This is a genomic window from Paraburkholderia mimosarum LMG 23256 = NBRC 106338 (assembly GCF_000739815.1).
Taxonomy (GTDB): Bacteria; Pseudomonadota; Gammaproteobacteria; order Burkholderiales; family Burkholderiaceae; genus Paraburkholderia; species Paraburkholderia mimosarum.
Window position 1 is genome coordinate 32301 of the sequence record NZ_BBJJ01000009.1, and the last position, 15901, is coordinate 48201.

Here is a 15901-nt window from a genome sequence, read left to right on the forward strand (position 1 = left end):
CACCATTCAGTGAAGTTTGTCGGCCAGAACCGGCGCCGGCGCCGTCAAGCCGAAGCAGCAAGCCAACTGCGCGGTTCTGTGAGAGCAGATGCGCATTGCAGAACGTCCTTGTGAAAGCAGAGTCCGCGAGGCCATATGGCAGACGGTGCGCTTGCGCGACTGCATCTTCGGGATGGGCCGAAGTCGCAGCCATGAGGCCGCACCGTTGGTGACGGTCTCTTATCAGCCGGGAAAGGGCACGTCGTAGGCGTCGCCTGAACGGCTCAAAGGGGCATTGGGGGCTGCAGCTGTACGACATCGTAAGCCAGCAGGTGTGCGTGCTCTTTGCGAATCCCTTTTGTGACCTGCTGTCAATGCCCACAGGAAAGCGATAACCCACCCGAGCACGGACCATCCGAGCAGCACATTAAGTCCCTTGATCGCGACGCGATTGGGGTGCTGACGGTGGAAGGCGATGATCGCCGGCATGAAATACAGCACCGTCAGCACCACCAGAATCGCGCCTGGATAACTGACAGCGGGCGTGTCCAGGGCCCCGTTGCTCACATGATGGTCAGACATCTCGTACCCCCGAAAGTGTGTGGATCCGCGAAATCACGCGACGCGTCTCATTGCGCCTCTTGATCTATGCACCAGCCCCTTAATAAAAATCTGGTATTGAGGCTGCTCGGTAGCTGTATTTGTAGGCGCCAGCAGCCGTTACCTGTATGCGTTGCCAAACAAAACGAGACATGCAGTTTGCCGCCAGCCGCCGTCTTCTAGATTCAGTGCCCGGCCAAACCACCTGGATCAACGCAGCCGGTCGGCGGCTGAGCGAACGTCCAAAGGAGACTCCGGACTTTGAGAAACTCAACGGAGCTCGAGCGCCCCGGCTATGACGCACTGACAGGCGAGGGCGCTGGCCCGTTCGAGCCTGTACTTAGGGAGTGACTAGGACCTAGGGGGCTCGCCGGCCACGGCACGGTTTAACGCTCGTTCGGGCGCCTTGCACGAGTTCTCGGCTGTAGCGCCGGGTTTTGCCGTTAGCAACGTCCGCCTCGCGCAGTTGAAGCGTTGCCAGCAGTTCCGAGCGTCGCTCCGTCCGTCGCCATCGTCTTCGCCGCTTCCTGAGAAGACCGGTTGCCCGGCTTTGTTCGGGGCGGTCATTGGGTGGCGCACGCGTCGATGCCAGTGCGCCGCAGGATTGAGGCCAGCCGGTCGCCGCCACTGCGCACCGGTGCCCGCGAGGTCGCACCTATCAAGAAGGCGTCCAGCGACGATTTTTCGACTATTCGTCGTTAGAAATGGCTGTTTGCGATAATATTTCGAGACTTCTGAACGTTTTTCGAGTCGCATGGCCGAACTGGAACCCCTTGGCTACCAGCACCTCATCGAGCACCTGAACCTTGAACCACGGGTTCGGGCGCTTGAGGCGCCCGCTTATCTCAACGGTTCCGTGAACCAGAAAGTGCGCGGCCACAATGGATTCTGGTATCCGCGCAAGACCGCGGTGGAACAAACAATTATCGGGCACGTCGAATTCGCGCTTCGCAATGAGGGGGTGAATCTTGAGGTGCTTGAGGCGGTGTTCGAACACCTGTCCGAGGCGGAACTTCTACGCCGGTGGTCCGAGTCGCCGAACAGTGCGTTCGTACGAAGGGCATGCTTTTTCTGGGAGTGGCTAACCGGCGGCAACCTGGTCGTCGACAAGAGCCCTTCGGGCGCCTACGTCGATGCACTGCCAGAGGCTGATTACTTCACGGCGGATTCCGCGCACGCAATCCGGCACCCGAAGTTCCGGGTGCGGGATAACCTGCCAGGCACGCGTGACTTCTGCCCGCTCGTGCGGCGCGTTGCGCTCGCAGATGGGCCCTCTCTGGACGATTTGCTGGATGAGGCGAGTCTGACGCTGGAGCAGGTCACCGACGCAGCATTCTACGAACGCGCGGTGCGCTACCTGTTCCTTTCCGAGACGCGCAGCAGCTACAGCATCGAACGCGAAACGCCCAGCGGCAACAAGGGTGAGCGCTTTGTCCAGCTTCTTGCCCGGGCCGGCGAGGAAGAGCGCATTACCGAGGATTGGCTCGTCGATTTGCAGAACGTCATCGTCAGGGACACCTACGCTCAGGAGGCATCGTACCGGGCGAAACAGAACTGGCTCGAGGACGGAACGGGGCGTGTCACGTTTTTCCCGCCCCCGCCCGAAGACCTTCCACGCGCGATGCGAGGCTGGGAGGCGTTCATCAACGAGCAATCCGGTGATGGCGGATATCGGTGTTCCAACGTGCTCGTGCGGTCCGCTTGTGCGGCCTTTGGCTTTGTCTACCTGCATCCCTTTCTCGATGGGAATGGGCGTATCCACCGCTTCCTGATCCACCACGTGATAAACGGTGCCCGGCGATTGAAGGGCGGCGCCATCGTGCCGGTTTCGGCGGTCTTCAAGCGCCACGATGATTTATACCTTGACGTGCTCAATGGCTTTTCCCGCCCAACGACGCGACTGTGGCGATACGTGCCCGGCGAGAACGCGCCGCACGTGGTTGCGTCACCGGGTGGGCGGCCCTACCGGTTCTTTGACGCAACACGGGAGGTTCGCTTCCTGCACCGCATGTTGATCGAGGCCGTGAGGAACGAGTTGCCACGCGAATTGCACTGGCTAAGCGGATTCGACGCAGCGTTTGAGCAGCTGAACGGCGAACTCAATGTTCCCCGGCCAGACCTGTCGGCGCTCATCCGCATGGTGCAAACGAACAACGGAAAGCTGTCGTCGAACAAACGCAAAACGTACGCGCATCTGCCCGACGAGGTCATTGCCCGTATCGAAGAGGTGGTGCGCGAGGCTTTCAAGCTGCCATCGGCACACACCAGCAGTGAGGGCGAATCTTCGCAGCCCTGAGCGCCGACTGAGCGCCGGGGCACCGCGGCGCGACAGTTTTTCGAGGAGGGAGCGCCAATGGCAAGGCTGACTGAAGAAATTTCGAGCAATACGACAGTTTTTCGTATGACAACCGTGATGTCGACCTGAGCGGGGGGCGTCACCGTTCTACCACCTCGCATACTTTGTGGCGCGGCTTACCGGGCTGCCCATTCCATGGCGTGGCCCGACACGCGGCCTTTGCCGGGAGGCGGGCAGCACGAACGCGCGGCCCGCCAACCCGCGCTCACCGCTTGACGTGCTTATCGTCCGAATTCCGAAGCTCACCTGCAAGGTGCGGGCAAAGCCGGCGAGGGCGGTTAAGCGTGGACCGGCGCACGGGCGCGCGGCCCGACCGGCCTGCCGCAGCGCATGCAAAGCCTGGGGGAGGTGGAACGTGGTGCGCGCCGGTGGTGTGCCGCTTAGGGCTTGAAGCGCGTGCGCGCGGTGGGGCCCGACGGTGGGCAGGCGTCGGCCACCACCTTTTCGTCGCGGTCGATCGCCGACAGGATCAGTGTCTTGCGCTCGTCCCCGACGGGCAGCAGATCCACGCGCTTCCTGAGCCTGGCGAGATCCACCATGCCGTGGCGGATCAGCTCCTGGTTGAACATGCGGTCCTTGGGCCGGTCCCCCACGTATTTGGACAGCGCGAGATCGTGCACGTCGATGCAGTAGCCGACGCCTCCCCCCGTGGCCGGTGTCGCCACCTCTGTGAGACGACCTTCCCACCCCACCGGAAGTACCGCTGTGCGGGGATCGACGCCCTGCGCGTAGTAGCCGTAGGTCTCGTTGAAGGGCGACCCCTCTCCGATCGAGCCGTCGATCAGGTCCGACAGCTTTTCCCAGTTCACGCGCGGGTAGATGTGGAGTTCATTGGACTGCAGCAGTGACTTCGGCGCGTCGGGAAATGCGCCGAGAATCGACTGGCTGCCAACGATCACGAATTCGGTTTCCTGCGTGATGGCCGACGCGACGCGGATCACATGTTCGAGTTGGTCGCGTTCCATTGCCTGAGAAAACTCCAGCGTTCCTGTGGAGAGAGTACGCCTGCGAAGGGGCTGGATTGCCGCAGCTCCCTGGCACGCTCGCTGTCCTCGGTCGCCACGGCCAGGGCGGCCGGCATGCCCTGTTCCAGCAGCCTCGACCAGGCCGCGAGCAGCGCGGCGTTGCGTCCGGGCGTGCGCGACCAACGCTCAATGTTTTGAGACGCGATGGCGAACAGCTTAGGCTCGGCGCGGATCTTGTCGGCGATCAGGCGATGCATCGCCAGACTGCGCCGGTCAAGCCGTTCATGCGAGCTTGACACGACTTCCATCTGGAATCTCCCGGATTGCACGGTCCTTATGCCGATCGTAAGGCAGCTTGCTGGCCCTGTCACGACCGGGGGCTCCCGCTCGCGGGCATCCGCTGCGCGAGCGCGCGACGTCCGGAGCGCACGTCATCGCATCGGGCGGCGTGTTCGATGCGTCACTGATGCCACCACGACGCGGCAACGACGCGGCCGTGACGCGTGCGGGGATTCTGCCGACCTGGCCGCGTGGCGTGTTGGGCAATATCTGAACCGGATACTAACTCGCAGCCAGACTGTCGTCCGGGCGCCCTGCTGGTCGTACTGGTCTGTGAGCCGACCCGGATGCGCCCTTAAAACTTAAACCGCGATCATCTCCCGCACACCATCCGCATCCATGCTCGCGCCCGCGCCGCCCGCCACGATTTCGCCGCGGCTCATCACCCAGTACCGGTCGGCAATGGCCTTGGCGAAGTCGTAATACTGCTCGACGAGCAGCACCGTCAACTGCATGTCTTCGACCAACCGCCGCAGCGTGTGCCCGATGTCCTGGATGATCGAAGGCTGAATGCCTTCGGTGGGTTCATCGAGAATCAGCAGCGAAGGATCGCTCATCAGCGCGCGGCCGATGGCGAGTTGCTGCTGCTGGCCGCCCGACAGGTCGCCGCCGCGGCGCGCCTTCATTTCCCTGAGCACGGGAAAGAGTTCGTAGATATGCGCGGGCACGCCGGAGGGCATGCGCTTCTTGCTTGCCGCGCCTACCAGCAGATTCTCCTCGACGGTGAGGCGTGGAAAAATATCGCGCCCTTGCGGCACGTAAGCGAGACCGTGGGCCACGCGCGCATAGGTGGGCAGTTTCGCGAGCGCATCGCCGCGCCACGCGATCGAGCCGCTCTTCGTCGGCGCGACGCCCATGAGGCAGCGCAGCAGCGTCGTCTTGCCCACGCCGTTGCGGCCCAGCAGCACGGTGAGTTCGCCCTCGGGCACCGTCATCGAGACGTTGCGCAGGATGTGGCTGCCGCCGTAGTACTGGTTCAGCGATTCAATGGTTAGCATGGCTGATAATATGGCGAGGCGGACCTAGCGGCCCAGATACGATTCGATCACCGCTTCGTCGCGCTTCACGTCTTCGAGCGTGCCGTGCGCGAGCACGTGGCCTTCGGCCATCACCGTCACGCGGCCGGTTTCGCCGGCGAGCGCCGCGACGAATTCCATGTCGTGCTCGACCACCATCATCGAGCAACTGCCGCGCAGGCGGTTGAGCAGGGTGGCGAGTGCCATGGTTTCTTCGTCGGTCATGCCGGCGGCGGGCTCGTCGAGCAGCAGCAGTTGCGGCTTCTGCATGAGCAGCATGCCGATTTCGAGCCGCTGCTTCTGGCCGTGCGAAAGCTCGCCCGCAAGACGGCGCGCGTCGCTCTCCAGACGGATCACCTCGAGCGTTTCCTCGATCTTCGCCTGCGCCTCGCGGCCCAGGCGCGCGCGCAGCGTCGCGAACCATCCTTTGTCGGCCTTCATCGCAAGCTCGAGGTTCTCCCACACGGGGTGCTGCTCGAACACCGTGGGCTTCTGGAACTTGCGGCCAATGCCCGCGCGCGCGATTGTCGGCTCGTTCATACGCGTGAGATCGAGCGTCTGGCCGAGGAACACCTTGCCCGAGTCGGGCGCGGTCTTGCCGGTGATGACGTCCATCATCGTGGTCTTGCCCGCGCCGTTCGGGCCGATCACGCAGCGCAGCTCGCCCGCGTCGATGGTGAGGGAGAGCTGGTTGAGCGCGCGAAAGCCGTCGAAGCTCACGCTCACGTCTTCCAGATAGAGGATCGTGCCGTGCGAGGTGTCGATCACGCCGGGCTCGACCACGTGGCCCAGGTCGGCTACGCCGGAGAGCGCGAGTTCGTCGTGCTGGAGGGCGTCGTCGAAGGGATTGTGGTTGAGCGGGTCGTTGAGCACATAGTGTCCGTTCATGGGCGTTCGCTCCGCGCGATGATCCGGTTCCGGACGAGTTCGATGAGGCCCATGATGCCGTTGGGGAGAAGGAGCGGCACGAGCACGAACATGAGGCCGAGGAAGAACAGCCAGTACTCGGCGAAATACGCGGTGAAAAAGCTCTTCGCCCCGTTCACCGCGAACGCGCCGATGATCGGCCCAATGAGCGTGCCGCGTCCGCCGACGGCCACCCAGATCGCCATTTCGATCGAGTTGCCCGGCGACATCTCGCTCGGGTTGATGATGCCGACCTGCGGCACGTAGAGCGCGCCCGCAATGCCGCACAGGACGGCCGAGACGGTCCACACGAAGAGTTTGTAGCCAAGCGGGCTGTAGCCGAGGAACATCAGGCGCGTTTCGCCGTCGCGCACGGCGGTCACCACGCGCCCGAGCTTCGAGGTCACGATGGCGCGCGCGGCGAGGAATGCGAGCACGAGCGTGGCGAACGTGAGCAGGAACAGCACGGTGCGCGTGCCCGGATGCGTGATCGGCATGCCCGCGATGCGCTTGAAGTCGGTGAAACCGTTGTTGCCGCCGAAGCCGGTTTCATTGCGATAGAAGAGCAGCATCGCCGCGAACGTCATGGCCTGCGTGATGATCGACAGGTACACGCCCTTCACGCGCGAGCGGAACGTGAAGAAGCCGAATACCCACGCGACCACGGCGGGCGCGAGCACGACGAGCAGGAGTGCGTACCAGAGTTGCTCCGTGCCTTGCCAGTACCAGGGCAGCGCATGCCAGTCGAGAAACACCATGAAGTCGGGCAGGTCGCTGCCGTACTTGCCGTCGTGGCCGATCTCGCGCATGAGGTACATGCCGATGGCGTAGCCGCCCAGCGCGAAGAAGAGGCCGTGGCCGAGGCTCAGGATGCCGCAGTAGCCCCACACGAGATCGAGCGCGAGCGCGGCGATGGCGTAGCACATGAGCTTGCCGGCGAGCGTCAGCGCGTAGGCGGAGAGGTGCAGTGCGCTCGATTGCGGCAGCACCAGCGCGCAAAGCGGCACGCCTGCGCCGATCAGGACGATCAGCGCGATGAGCGCGAGCCACGCGCGCGGCGAGAGCAGCGCCGGGCGCGCGGGCAAGCCGAGTGCGAACGTCTCGGCGCGGTCGATAGGGGGGGCGCCTGGCGTGCGGTGCGGCGAAGTGGAAGTGGCGCTGGTCATGTCATGCCTCCGCGCTGCGGCCCTTGAGGGCGAACAGGCCCTGCGGACGCTTCTGGATGAAGAGCACGATCAGCACGAGCACGGCGATTTTCGCGAGCACGGCACCCCAGAACGGCTCGATGGCCTTGGAGACGAGCCCGAGCCCGAAGCCGCCGACCACGGTGCCCGCGATCTGCCCGACCCCGCCCAGCACCACGGCCATGAACGAATCGATGATGTAGCTCTGGCCGAGGTCGGGCCCGACGTTGCCGATCTGCGAAAGCGCGCAGCCGCCCAGTCCCGCCACGCCGGCGCCGAACGCGAAGGCCCACGCATCGACGCGCGCGGTGCGCACGCCCACGCACGCGGCCATGCGGCGGTTCTGCGTGACGGCGCGCACGAACAGGCCAAGGCGCGTTTTCGCGAGCACGGTCCACGCAATGCCCACGACGATCAGCGAGAACGCGAGGATCGCAAGGCGGTTGTACGGCAGGATGAGGCTGGGCATGACAGTCACGCCGCCGCTCATCCACGAGGGATTTTCGACCTGCACGTTTTGCGCGCCGAAGATCATGCGCGTGGCCTGAATGAGGATGAGGCTGATGCCGAACGTGGTGAGGAGCGTTTCGAGCGGGCGACCGTACAGATGGCGGATCACGAGCCGCTCGATGACCGCGCCCACGAGCGCGGCGGCGATGAACGAAGCGGGGATCGCGAAGAGCGGATACCAGTCGAAGGCGCCTGGCGCGTAGCGCTGCACGAGCGTTTGCACGACATACGTTGCGTACGCACCGATCATGAGGAACTCGCCGTGCGCCATGTTGATGACGCCGATGAGGCCATAGGTGATGGCGAGGCCGAGCGCCGCGAGCAGCAGTACGCTGCCGAGCGAGATGCCCGCGAACAGCGTGCCGGCGATTTCGCTGCGCCGCTGGATGGCGTCGAGCGCGTCGATGCCTTGCTGTGCTGCCGCGCGAACCTCCGCATCGGGTTCGTTGTACGCGCCGCTCGCGCTCTTCGCGACGAGCGGCCGCAGCAGTTCGTACATGTCGAGATCGTGGCGCGCGGCGACGAGCTTCGCGGCTTCGAGGCGCGTCGCCGCATTGGGGTCGTGCAGCGCGGTCATGGCCCAGAGCGTGTCGAGCCGCCGTTTGAGCGCAGGGTCGGTTTCCTTCGCGCGCGCGGCGTCGATCATCGGCTTCATGGCCGGGTCGGGATTCTTGAGGAGCGCGGCGATGGCGTCGCGCCGCGTGGCGACATTGGGCGAGTCGAGCTGCAGGCCCGATACGGCGCCCGCCACCTTCGAGCGCAGCAGGTTATTCAGCGTGATGGGCTGCGCGCTCGAAGCGACGCCGGCGGCGACGCCCTGGCCCGTCACGGCGTCGTGTGCGCTTTGTCCATCCGCGCCCTCCAGCACGAGCACTTCGCCGGAGTCGGTCGCGCTCACGTTGTCTTGGGCGAGCGCCTTGAGCAGCGCGAGCGAGGCGGCGTCGTGCGTGGCGATGAGCTTGTCGATGGCGGCGGATTTCGCATCGAAGTCGTCGCCGCCGAGCGGCGCGACATCGGCGGCATCGAGCGCGTGCGCGCAGGTGCTGAGCGCTGCGAAGAGCGCCGCCGCGGCGAGTGCGTGGTGCAAGCCCGCGCGCGCGTACCTCGGAAGAGAGAGAGCCATGATGGGTTCTTTTCGATGCGGCTTGCAGCGCAGCGTTACCGCTGCGCTGCAAGCCGTTGGCAGATCGCGCAGGCACGCGCGTCCGGTCCGGCGCGCGTGGCGTATCAGCTCACCAGCGCCTCAGCGCGTCAAAAGCTCGTCACGAGCAAGTCACAGGCACGTCAGGCCACGCGCGAGCGGCGCAGGAAAGCGGGCAGCGGGTTCGACGTGACCACATCCGGCTTGCCTTCGTTGCCGGCGATGAACGGGCTCCACGGTTGCGCGCGGATCGCCGTCCTGGTCTTCCACACCACGTTGAACTGGCCGTCGCCGCGAATCTCGCCGATCATCACCGGCTTGTGCAGATGATGGTTGCCGTCCATCGTGAGCGTGAACCCCGAGGGCGCCGCGACCGCCTGGCCGATCATCGCCACGCGCACCTTGTCGACGTCGGTGCTCTTCGCCTTTTCGACGGCCTGCTTCCACATGTGGATGCCGACGAAGGTCGCTTCCATCGGGTCGTTGGTCACGCGTTTGCTGCCGCCGGGCAGGTTGTTCGCCTTCACCCACGCCTCGAACTGGTCCTTGAACTTCGTGTTCTGCGCCCCCTTCACCGACATGAAGTAATTCCACGCCGCGAGGTGGCCCACGAGCGGCTTGGTGTCGATGCCGCGCAGCTCTTCCTCGCCCACGGAAAATGCCACGACGGGCACCTCGGTGGCCTTGATGCCCTGATTGCCCAGCTCCTTGTAGAACGGCACGTTCGAGTCGCCGTTGATGGTCGAAATGACGGTGGTCTTGCCGCCCTGCGAGAAGGTCTTGATGTTCGCGACGATGGTCTGATAGTCGCTATGGCCGAACGGCGTGTAGACCTCCTGAATATCGCTGTCCTTCACGCCCTTGGAGTGCAGGAACGCACGCAGGATCTTGTTGGTCGTGCGCGGATACACATAGTCGGTGCCGAGCAGGAAGAAGCGTTTCGCGCCGCCGCCTTCGGCGCTCATCAGGTATTCCACGGCGGGAATAGCCTGCTGGTTGGGCGCGGCGCCCGTGTAGAAAACGTTGCGCGACATCTCTTCCCCTTCGTATTGCACGGGGTAGTAGAGCAGACCATTGAGCTCCTCGAAAACCGGCAGCACCGATTTGCGCGACACCGAAGTCCAGCAGCCGAACACGCACGCGACCTTGTCCTGGGTGAGGAGCTGACGCGCCTTCTCGGCGAAGAGCGGCCAGTTCGACGCCGGATCGACCACCACGGGCTGGATCTGACGCCCCATTACGCCGCCGTTCTTGTTGATGTCGGCAATCGTCATCAAGGCGGTGTCTTTCAGTGAGGTCTCCGAAATGGCCATCGTGCCCGAGAGCGAGTGCAGGATGCCCACCTTGATCGGGCCGCTGCCGGCGTCCGCGTGCGCGAACGGCACGCGAGCGGCAACCGCGAGTGCGCCCGACATCGTCCCGAGTTTCAACAGACTGCGACGTTTCATTTATTTGCCCCTTGTCGGTGAAAGAGTCATGGGCCGTGGCGCGTGGTTGTTTCTTGTCTTGCGCGCCGCCCGATTTGTGTGGCCAGTCTTGCGAGGAGGCTTCTGCAAGCGTTGTGCCAGGGCGAAGATCGGGCGCGAGGCTTGCCCCACAAGGGAGGCGGTCATGCGGCGCGCATCGGGGGCAACGTCGCAGGCGGGCGATCGTGGTGCAGCGGGATGCATGTTCGGGCGCGCTGCATCGTCTCAGTGCGGGCATGCATGCAGTGAAACGACCGTGCGGCCGGGCACGCTGCAACGTTGTGCATGGCGTGCGCGTACTTTAAAGAACGGTTTTCTGGCGTGGACTGAAGCGAACGGCCCAGAAATGACAAAGGGCGCGGCTCCCGGCCACGCCCCTTTTTAGCTGATGCACTGGCGGTTCATGCCGCCGTGGTGTGAGGTGCTCAGTACGTCGGCACCTTCGGATCGACCTGGCGCGACCACGCGTCGATGCCGCCTTGCAGGTTGAACACCTTGGTGTGGCCGCGCGACTCGAGGAACATCGCGACCTGGGCGCTGCGCGCGCCGTGGTGGCAAATGCAGACGATCGGCGCTTCGTCGTCCAGCTCCTCGCTACGCGCGGGAATGTCGCGCATGGGGATCGACGTGCTGCCCGCGATCTTCGCGGTTTCGATTTCCCAAGGCTCGCGCACGTCGAGCAGGACGGGGGTCTCGCGCGAGGTGTCGGCGAGCCATTCGGCGAGGGCGGGGGCGGTCAGATTCTGCATGGAACACTCGATCGGGTAAAAGGCCGGGCAGCCCGGAAAATCCTCAAAAGCACGCCCGGCGATACGACAGGTTGGCGGCGCGTCAGAACTTGAAGCGCGGCGGATGCACGGCGTTCTGCAGCGGTTCGACGTAGGTCTCGAATACGCCGGCAATGCGGTACTGCTTTTCGTCGATGCGCGTGATGATCTGTGCTTCCATGACCGGCGCGCCGCCCACGAAAGCGGCCAGGCGCCCGCCCACCTTGAGCTGCTCGAGCAGTTCCTGCGGCACGACCGGCAGGCCGCCCGAGACGCAGATCACGTCGTAGGGCGCATTCGCGGCCCAGCCGCGCGCGCCGTCGCCGAGCGCGACTTCGGCGTTGAGCACGCCGTTCTTCACGAAGTTCGCGCGCGCGAACTCGGCGAGTTCCGGGTCGATCTCCACGGTCAGCACCTTCTGGGCCCGGTGTGCGAGCAACGCCGCCATGTAGCCGGAGCCCGCGCCGATTTCGAGCACGCTTTCGTGCTTCTTCACCGCGAGTTCCTGCAGCACGCGCGCTTCGACGCGCGGCGCCAGCATGTGCTGGCCGTTCGGCAGCGGCACTTCGAGGTCGGCGAACGCGAGGGCGGTATAGGCCTCGGGGACGAAATGCTCACGCTTGACGATCGCAAGCAGGTTCAGCACGTCCTGGTCCAGCACTTCCCAGGGGCGAATCTGCTGTTCGATCATGTTGAAACGCGCTTGTTCGATGTTCATGGTGACTCGGCGTTGTGGTCGGGTTCGGTTCGTGTCGAGCCCGGCAAAAAGGGCGCCGGGCAACCGCAGAATTGTAGCAAACCGGCTTCTGGCCTGGCCGCGCCGCCGGCAGCAGGCGGCTGTAACGGGACATTGACGGATCGGTGTTTGTCCTGGCCTCGTGCGCCTTGCGGTTTTGTGGTTCTCGTACCAAAAATGTAATCGATTACATCGGGGGGCGGCCGAACGGCTCGCCTCGCGGCCGGCGCACCGGTGTTCATCGACCAGGATTGCCTTCGTTCATGTCCGCACGCTCGCCTCGATCGCCGCAGCCCCAGCCCGAAGCCGCCGGTCCCGCCGCACGCGCCGAGGCCGCACGCGCTGAAGCCGCGCGCGGCGGCTCGATCGCGGCGGTTGCCGAGCGCGCGGGTGTTTCGGTCGCGACGGTCTCGCGCGTGCTCAACGGGCATACGAACGTGCGCGCGGCGACCCGCGAGCGCGTGCTCGCCGAGATCGAATCGAGCGGCTATCGGGTAAACGAACTCGCGCGCAACCTGCGCACCGCCGAAAGCCGCCTGCTGCTGACGATGGTGCCGGACTTCGGCAACCCGTTCTATGCCGAGATCGTGCGCGGCATCGACAGCGTCGCGCGTCAGCACGGGTTCTTCCTGCTGCTGTGCGACACGGGCGCCGACGCGGGGCGCGAGCGCAGCTACTTCGACCTGCTGCGCCGCCATCGTGCGGACGGCGCGATCTGCCTCGACCCGGCCACGGTGCAGCACGCGCTCGCGGCCGAAGCGACGGCGCTGCCGTGGGTGGCGTGCTGCGAGTTCGACCCGGACGTCGGCGTGCCCTACGTCGGGATCGACAACTACCGGGCCGCGCACGACGCGGTGCGGCATCTGATCGCGCGGGGGCGGCGACGCGTCGCGCTCATCAACTCCGACGAGCACTACCTCTACGCGCAGCAGCGCCGCGACGGCTGGCGTGGCGCGCTTGCCGAGGCGGGCATCGTGGCGCGCGACGCCTGGCGCGTGAACGTGAACTGCCTCGACTACGACGCCGGCGCGCGGGCCGCCGCCGCGCTCATGCAGCTGCCGGCGGGCGAGGCGCCCGATGCGATCTTCGCGGTGTCGGACACGCTCGCGGTGGGCGTGGTCAACGGCTTGCGCGGCGTGGGACGGCGCGTGCCGCACGACGTCGCCGTGGTGGGCTTCGACGACATCGCGCTCGCCGCGCAGATCGACCCGCCGCTCACGACCATCGCGCAGCCCATGCGGGAGCTGGGCGAGACGGCCGCGCGCCTGTTGCTGCGGCGCTTCGCCGATCCGCGCGCGTGCGTGCCAGGCGTGCTGTTGCCGCATCGGCTGGTGGTGCGCGAGAGCGCCTGAACCCGTTGCAGTTGCGTTGCATGGCCCCGTTGCCAGCGCCTGGCGGCAACTTCGGCCAACACATCAGGAGGAGCGCACGCTCATGAGCGTCGCCGTGAAGTTCAACGACATCCGCAAGGACTTCGGTCCCGTGCGCGTGCTGCACGGCGTGAGCTTCGAGCTCGCGCCGGGGCGCATTCACGGGCTCCTGGGCGAGAACGGCGCGGGCAAGTCCACGCTCGTGAAGATTCTCGCGGGCTACGAGCACGCGAGCGCCGGCGAGCTCGTGGTGGATGGCGTGCCGCGCCGCTTCGAAGGCTCGCGCGAGGCCGAGGCGGCGGGCATCGTGCTGATCCACCAGGAATTCAACCTCGCCGAGCATCTCACGATCGCGCAGAACATCTTCCTTGGCCACGAGAAGCGCAAAGGCTGGCTCGTCGACGATGCCGCCATGCGCCGCGAAGCGCTCGAACTGCTGGCCCAGGTGGGCCTCGCGCGCGACCCGGACACGAAGGTGCGCGACCTGATCGTCGCGGAAAAACAGCTCGTCGAAATCGCCAAGGCGCTCTCGCGGCACGCGCGCCTGCTCATCATGGACGAGCCCACGGCCACGCTCACGCCCGCGGAAACGGCGCGCCTCTTCGCATTGATGACGAAGCTGCGCGCGGGCGGCACGACGCTCGTCTACATCTCGCACAAGCTCGACGAGGTCGAGAAAATCACCGACGACGTGGTCGTGATGCGCGACGGCCGCTTCGTCGCCGCGAGCGCGACGGCAGGGCTCGCGCGCCAGCAGATGGCAAACCTGATGGTGGGCCGCGATGTTTCGGACATGTTCCCGGAGAAAGGCGGGGTGCCCGACGATGCGCCCGTGGCGCTGCGCGTGAAGAACCTCATCGTGCCGGGCTGGGTCGACGGTTTGAGCTTCGAGGTCCGCGCGGGCGAGATTCTCGGCTTCGCGGGGCTCGTGGGCGCGGGGCGCAGCGAGGCGTTCGAGGCCATCATGGGCCTGCGCGAGAAGCAGGCGGGCGAGATCGAGATCGACGGGCGCCCGGTCACGCTGCACCACCCTCGTGACGCGATGCGCCATGGCCTCACCTATCTGAGCGAAGACAGAAAAGGACGCGGCCTGCACATGAACCTCACGCTGCAGGACAACCTCACGCTCATGACGCTCGAGCGTTACGGGCACCCGCTGCTCGACCTCAAGGCGGGCCGCCGCGCGCTCGAAAAGGCGGTGCGCGATTTCGGCATCCGCACGGGCGACCTCGATAGCCGCGCGCGCATGCTCTCGGGCGGCAACCAGCAAAAGCTCGCGCTCGCCAAGTTCCTGCAGCCCGACCCGCGCGTGATCGTGCTCGACGAGCCCACGCGCGGCGTCGACGTGGGCGCGAAGCGCGAAATCTATTTCCTGATCCAGCGGCTCGCGGCCTCGGGGCGCGCGGTCGTCGTGATCTCGTCGGAGCTCATCGAGCTGATCGGGCTCGCGCATCGCGTAGCGGTGATGCGCGCGGGCCGGCTCGTCGCCACGCTCGGGCGCGAACATCTGAACGAAGAGGAGCTGATCGCCCATGCAACCGGCACCCACTGACGCCGCCTCCGAAGGCCGCCGCGCACGCGCGGCCGCGGCTCGCCTCGTGCACCGGCTGGCGGGCGTCGGGCCGCTCATCGGCCTGATCGCGCTGTGCGTGCTCGGCACGCTGCTCAACCGCGACTTCGCGACCGCCGGCAACCTGCTCAACGTGCTCACGCGCACGTCGTTCATCGGCATCATTTCCGTGGGCATGACGTTCGTGATCATCTCGGGTGGCATCGATCTTTCGGTTGGATCCATGGCCGCGCTGATCGCGGGCGTGATGATCTGGACCATGAACACGCTTGCCGATGCCCATACGCTGGCGCCGCTCGCCATCGTGGCGCTCGGCATGGCGATCGCGCTCGTGCTGGGCGCGGCGTTCGGGCTCGCGCATGGCCTGCTCATCACGCGCGGGCGCATCGAGCCTTTCATCGTGACGCTCGGCACGCTCGGCATCTTCCGCTCGGTGCTCACCTGGCTCGCAGATGGCGGCGCGCTCACGCTGCAGAACCCGCTCGTCGATCTCTACGGCCCCGTGTATTACGCGAGTCTGTTCGGCATTCCCGTGCCCGTCTGGGTGTTCGCGTTCACGGCGGCGGGCGGCGCGCTGATTCTCAACCGCACGGCGTTCGGGCGCCACGTGCAGGCGATCGGCTCGAACGAGCAGGTCGCGCGCTATGCGGCGATACGCGTCGATCGCGTGAAGTGTGCGACGTATGTGCTGCTGGGCGTGTGCGTGGGCGTGGCGACCGTGCTCTATGTCCCGCGCCTCGGTTCGGCCACGCCGACCACGGGCCTGCTGTGGGAGCTGGAGGCGATCGCCGCCGTGGTGGTCGGCGGCACCGCGCTCAAGGGCGGGGAAGGGCGCGTGGCGGGCACCGTGGTCGGCGCGGTGCTGCTCTCGGTGATCGCCAATATCCTCAATCTCACGAGCATCATCAGTGTGTATCTGAACGCGGCCGTGCAGGGCGTGGCGATCATCGCGGTGGCCTTCCTGCAGCGTGGCAGACGATAAGGATGTCGAAGCGG

General features: G+C 65.7%; 14 protein-coding genes. 4 read left to right on the forward strand and 10 right to left on the reverse strand.

Translation table 11 applies throughout. From position 1 onward, the window contains the following. Positions 1-222 precede the first annotated feature (222 nt). Positions 223-561 (reverse strand): superinfection immunity protein, encoded by a 339-nt coding sequence (locus tag BMI01S_RS38885; protein WP_081723370.1) that lies wholly within the window; start codon positions 559-561, stop codon positions 223-225. A gap of 772 nt (positions 562-1333) precedes the next feature. Here BMI01S_RS38885 and BMI01S_RS09805 point away from each other — a divergent pair. After that, positions 1334-2875, forward strand: coding sequence for a Fic family protein (locus BMI01S_RS09805; RefSeq protein WP_081723371.1), 1542 nt, complete (start codon positions 1334-1336; stop codon positions 2873-2875). Positions 2876-3315: 440 nt separating this feature from the next. Here the strand turns inward: BMI01S_RS09805 and BMI01S_RS09810 are convergent, their stop codons facing one another. The 9 genes from BMI01S_RS09810 to BMI01S_RS09850 form a co-directional block, all read right to left on the reverse strand. Then, the gene (locus BMI01S_RS09810) at positions 3316-3900 is read right to left on the reverse strand and encodes a DUF6036 family nucleotidyltransferase (RefSeq protein WP_042289040.1); all 585 of its coding nucleotides are present in this window, start codon (positions 3898-3900) and stop codon (positions 3316-3318) included. Further along, positions 3873-4208 carry a hypothetical protein gene (locus BMI01S_RS09815; protein ID WP_051381380.1) on the reverse strand — a complete coding sequence of 112 codons (336 nt, stop codon included), beginning with the start codon at positions 4206-4208 and terminating at the stop codon, positions 3873-3875. The genes BMI01S_RS09810 and BMI01S_RS09815 overlap by 28 nt, the downstream gene beginning before the upstream one ends. 333 nt (positions 4209-4541) lie before the next feature. Continuing rightward, on the reverse strand, positions 4542-5237 hold the full coding sequence (urtE, locus tag BMI01S_RS09820; protein WP_028230550.1) for an urea ABC transporter ATP-binding subunit UrtE: 696 nt from the start codon (positions 5235-5237) through the stop codon (positions 4542-4544). Between the two features lie 24 nt (positions 5238-5261). Further along, positions 5262-6143, reverse strand: coding sequence for an urea ABC transporter ATP-binding protein UrtD (urtD, locus tag BMI01S_RS09825; protein WP_028230551.1), 882 nt, complete (start codon positions 6141-6143; stop codon positions 5262-5264). Further along, positions 6140-7327: an urea ABC transporter permease subunit UrtC gene (gene urtC, locus BMI01S_RS09830; RefSeq protein ID WP_028210595.1), complete on the reverse strand. Its 1188-nt coding sequence runs from the start codon at positions 7325-7327 to the stop codon at positions 6140-6142. Before urtC ends, urtD begins: the two co-directional genes overlap by 4 nt. Position 7328: 1 nt before the next feature. After that, positions 7329-8978 (reverse strand): urea ABC transporter permease subunit UrtB, encoded by a 1650-nt coding sequence (gene urtB, locus BMI01S_RS09835; RefSeq protein WP_042289043.1) that lies wholly within the window; start codon positions 8976-8978, stop codon positions 7329-7331. Between the two features lie 161 nt (positions 8979-9139). Further along, entirely contained in the window at positions 9140-10444 is a 1305-nt protein-coding gene (gene urtA / locus BMI01S_RS09840; RefSeq protein WP_028230553.1) for an urea ABC transporter substrate-binding protein, read from the reverse strand. A 443-nt stretch (positions 10445-10887) separates the two neighbouring features. Next, positions 10888-11211 carry a rhodanese-like domain-containing protein gene (locus BMI01S_RS09845; protein ID WP_028210592.1) on the reverse strand — a complete coding sequence of 108 codons (324 nt, stop codon included), beginning with the start codon at positions 11209-11211 and terminating at the stop codon, positions 10888-10890. 82 nt (positions 11212-11293) lie between these two features. Further along, a complete protein-coding gene (locus BMI01S_RS09850) occupies positions 11294-11947 on the reverse strand; it encodes a protein-L-isoaspartate O-methyltransferase family protein (RefSeq protein WP_028210591.1) in 654 nt (217 codons plus the stop codon). Positions 11948-12228: 281 nt separating this feature from the next. On the opposite strand from BMI01S_RS09850, the gene BMI01S_RS09855 reads away from it, so the two are divergent. The 3 genes from BMI01S_RS09855 (at position 12229) to BMI01S_RS09865 (ending at position 15887) form a co-directional block, all read left to right on the forward strand. Beyond that, complete coding sequence (locus BMI01S_RS09855; protein ID WP_028230554.1) at positions 12229-13317, forward strand: LacI family DNA-binding transcriptional regulator; 1089 nt, start codon at positions 12229-12231, stop codon at positions 13315-13317. A gap of 82 nt (positions 13318-13399) precedes the next feature. Beyond that, entirely contained in the window at positions 13400-14887 is a 1488-nt protein-coding gene (locus BMI01S_RS09860; protein ID WP_028230555.1) for a sugar ABC transporter ATP-binding protein, read from the forward strand. Beyond that, complete coding sequence (locus BMI01S_RS09865) at positions 14868-15887, forward strand: ABC transporter permease (protein WP_028210588.1); 1020 nt, start codon at positions 14868-14870, stop codon at positions 15885-15887. Before BMI01S_RS09860 ends, BMI01S_RS09865 begins: the two co-directional genes overlap by 20 nt. The last annotated feature ends 14 nt before the right edge of the window (positions 15888-15901 follow it).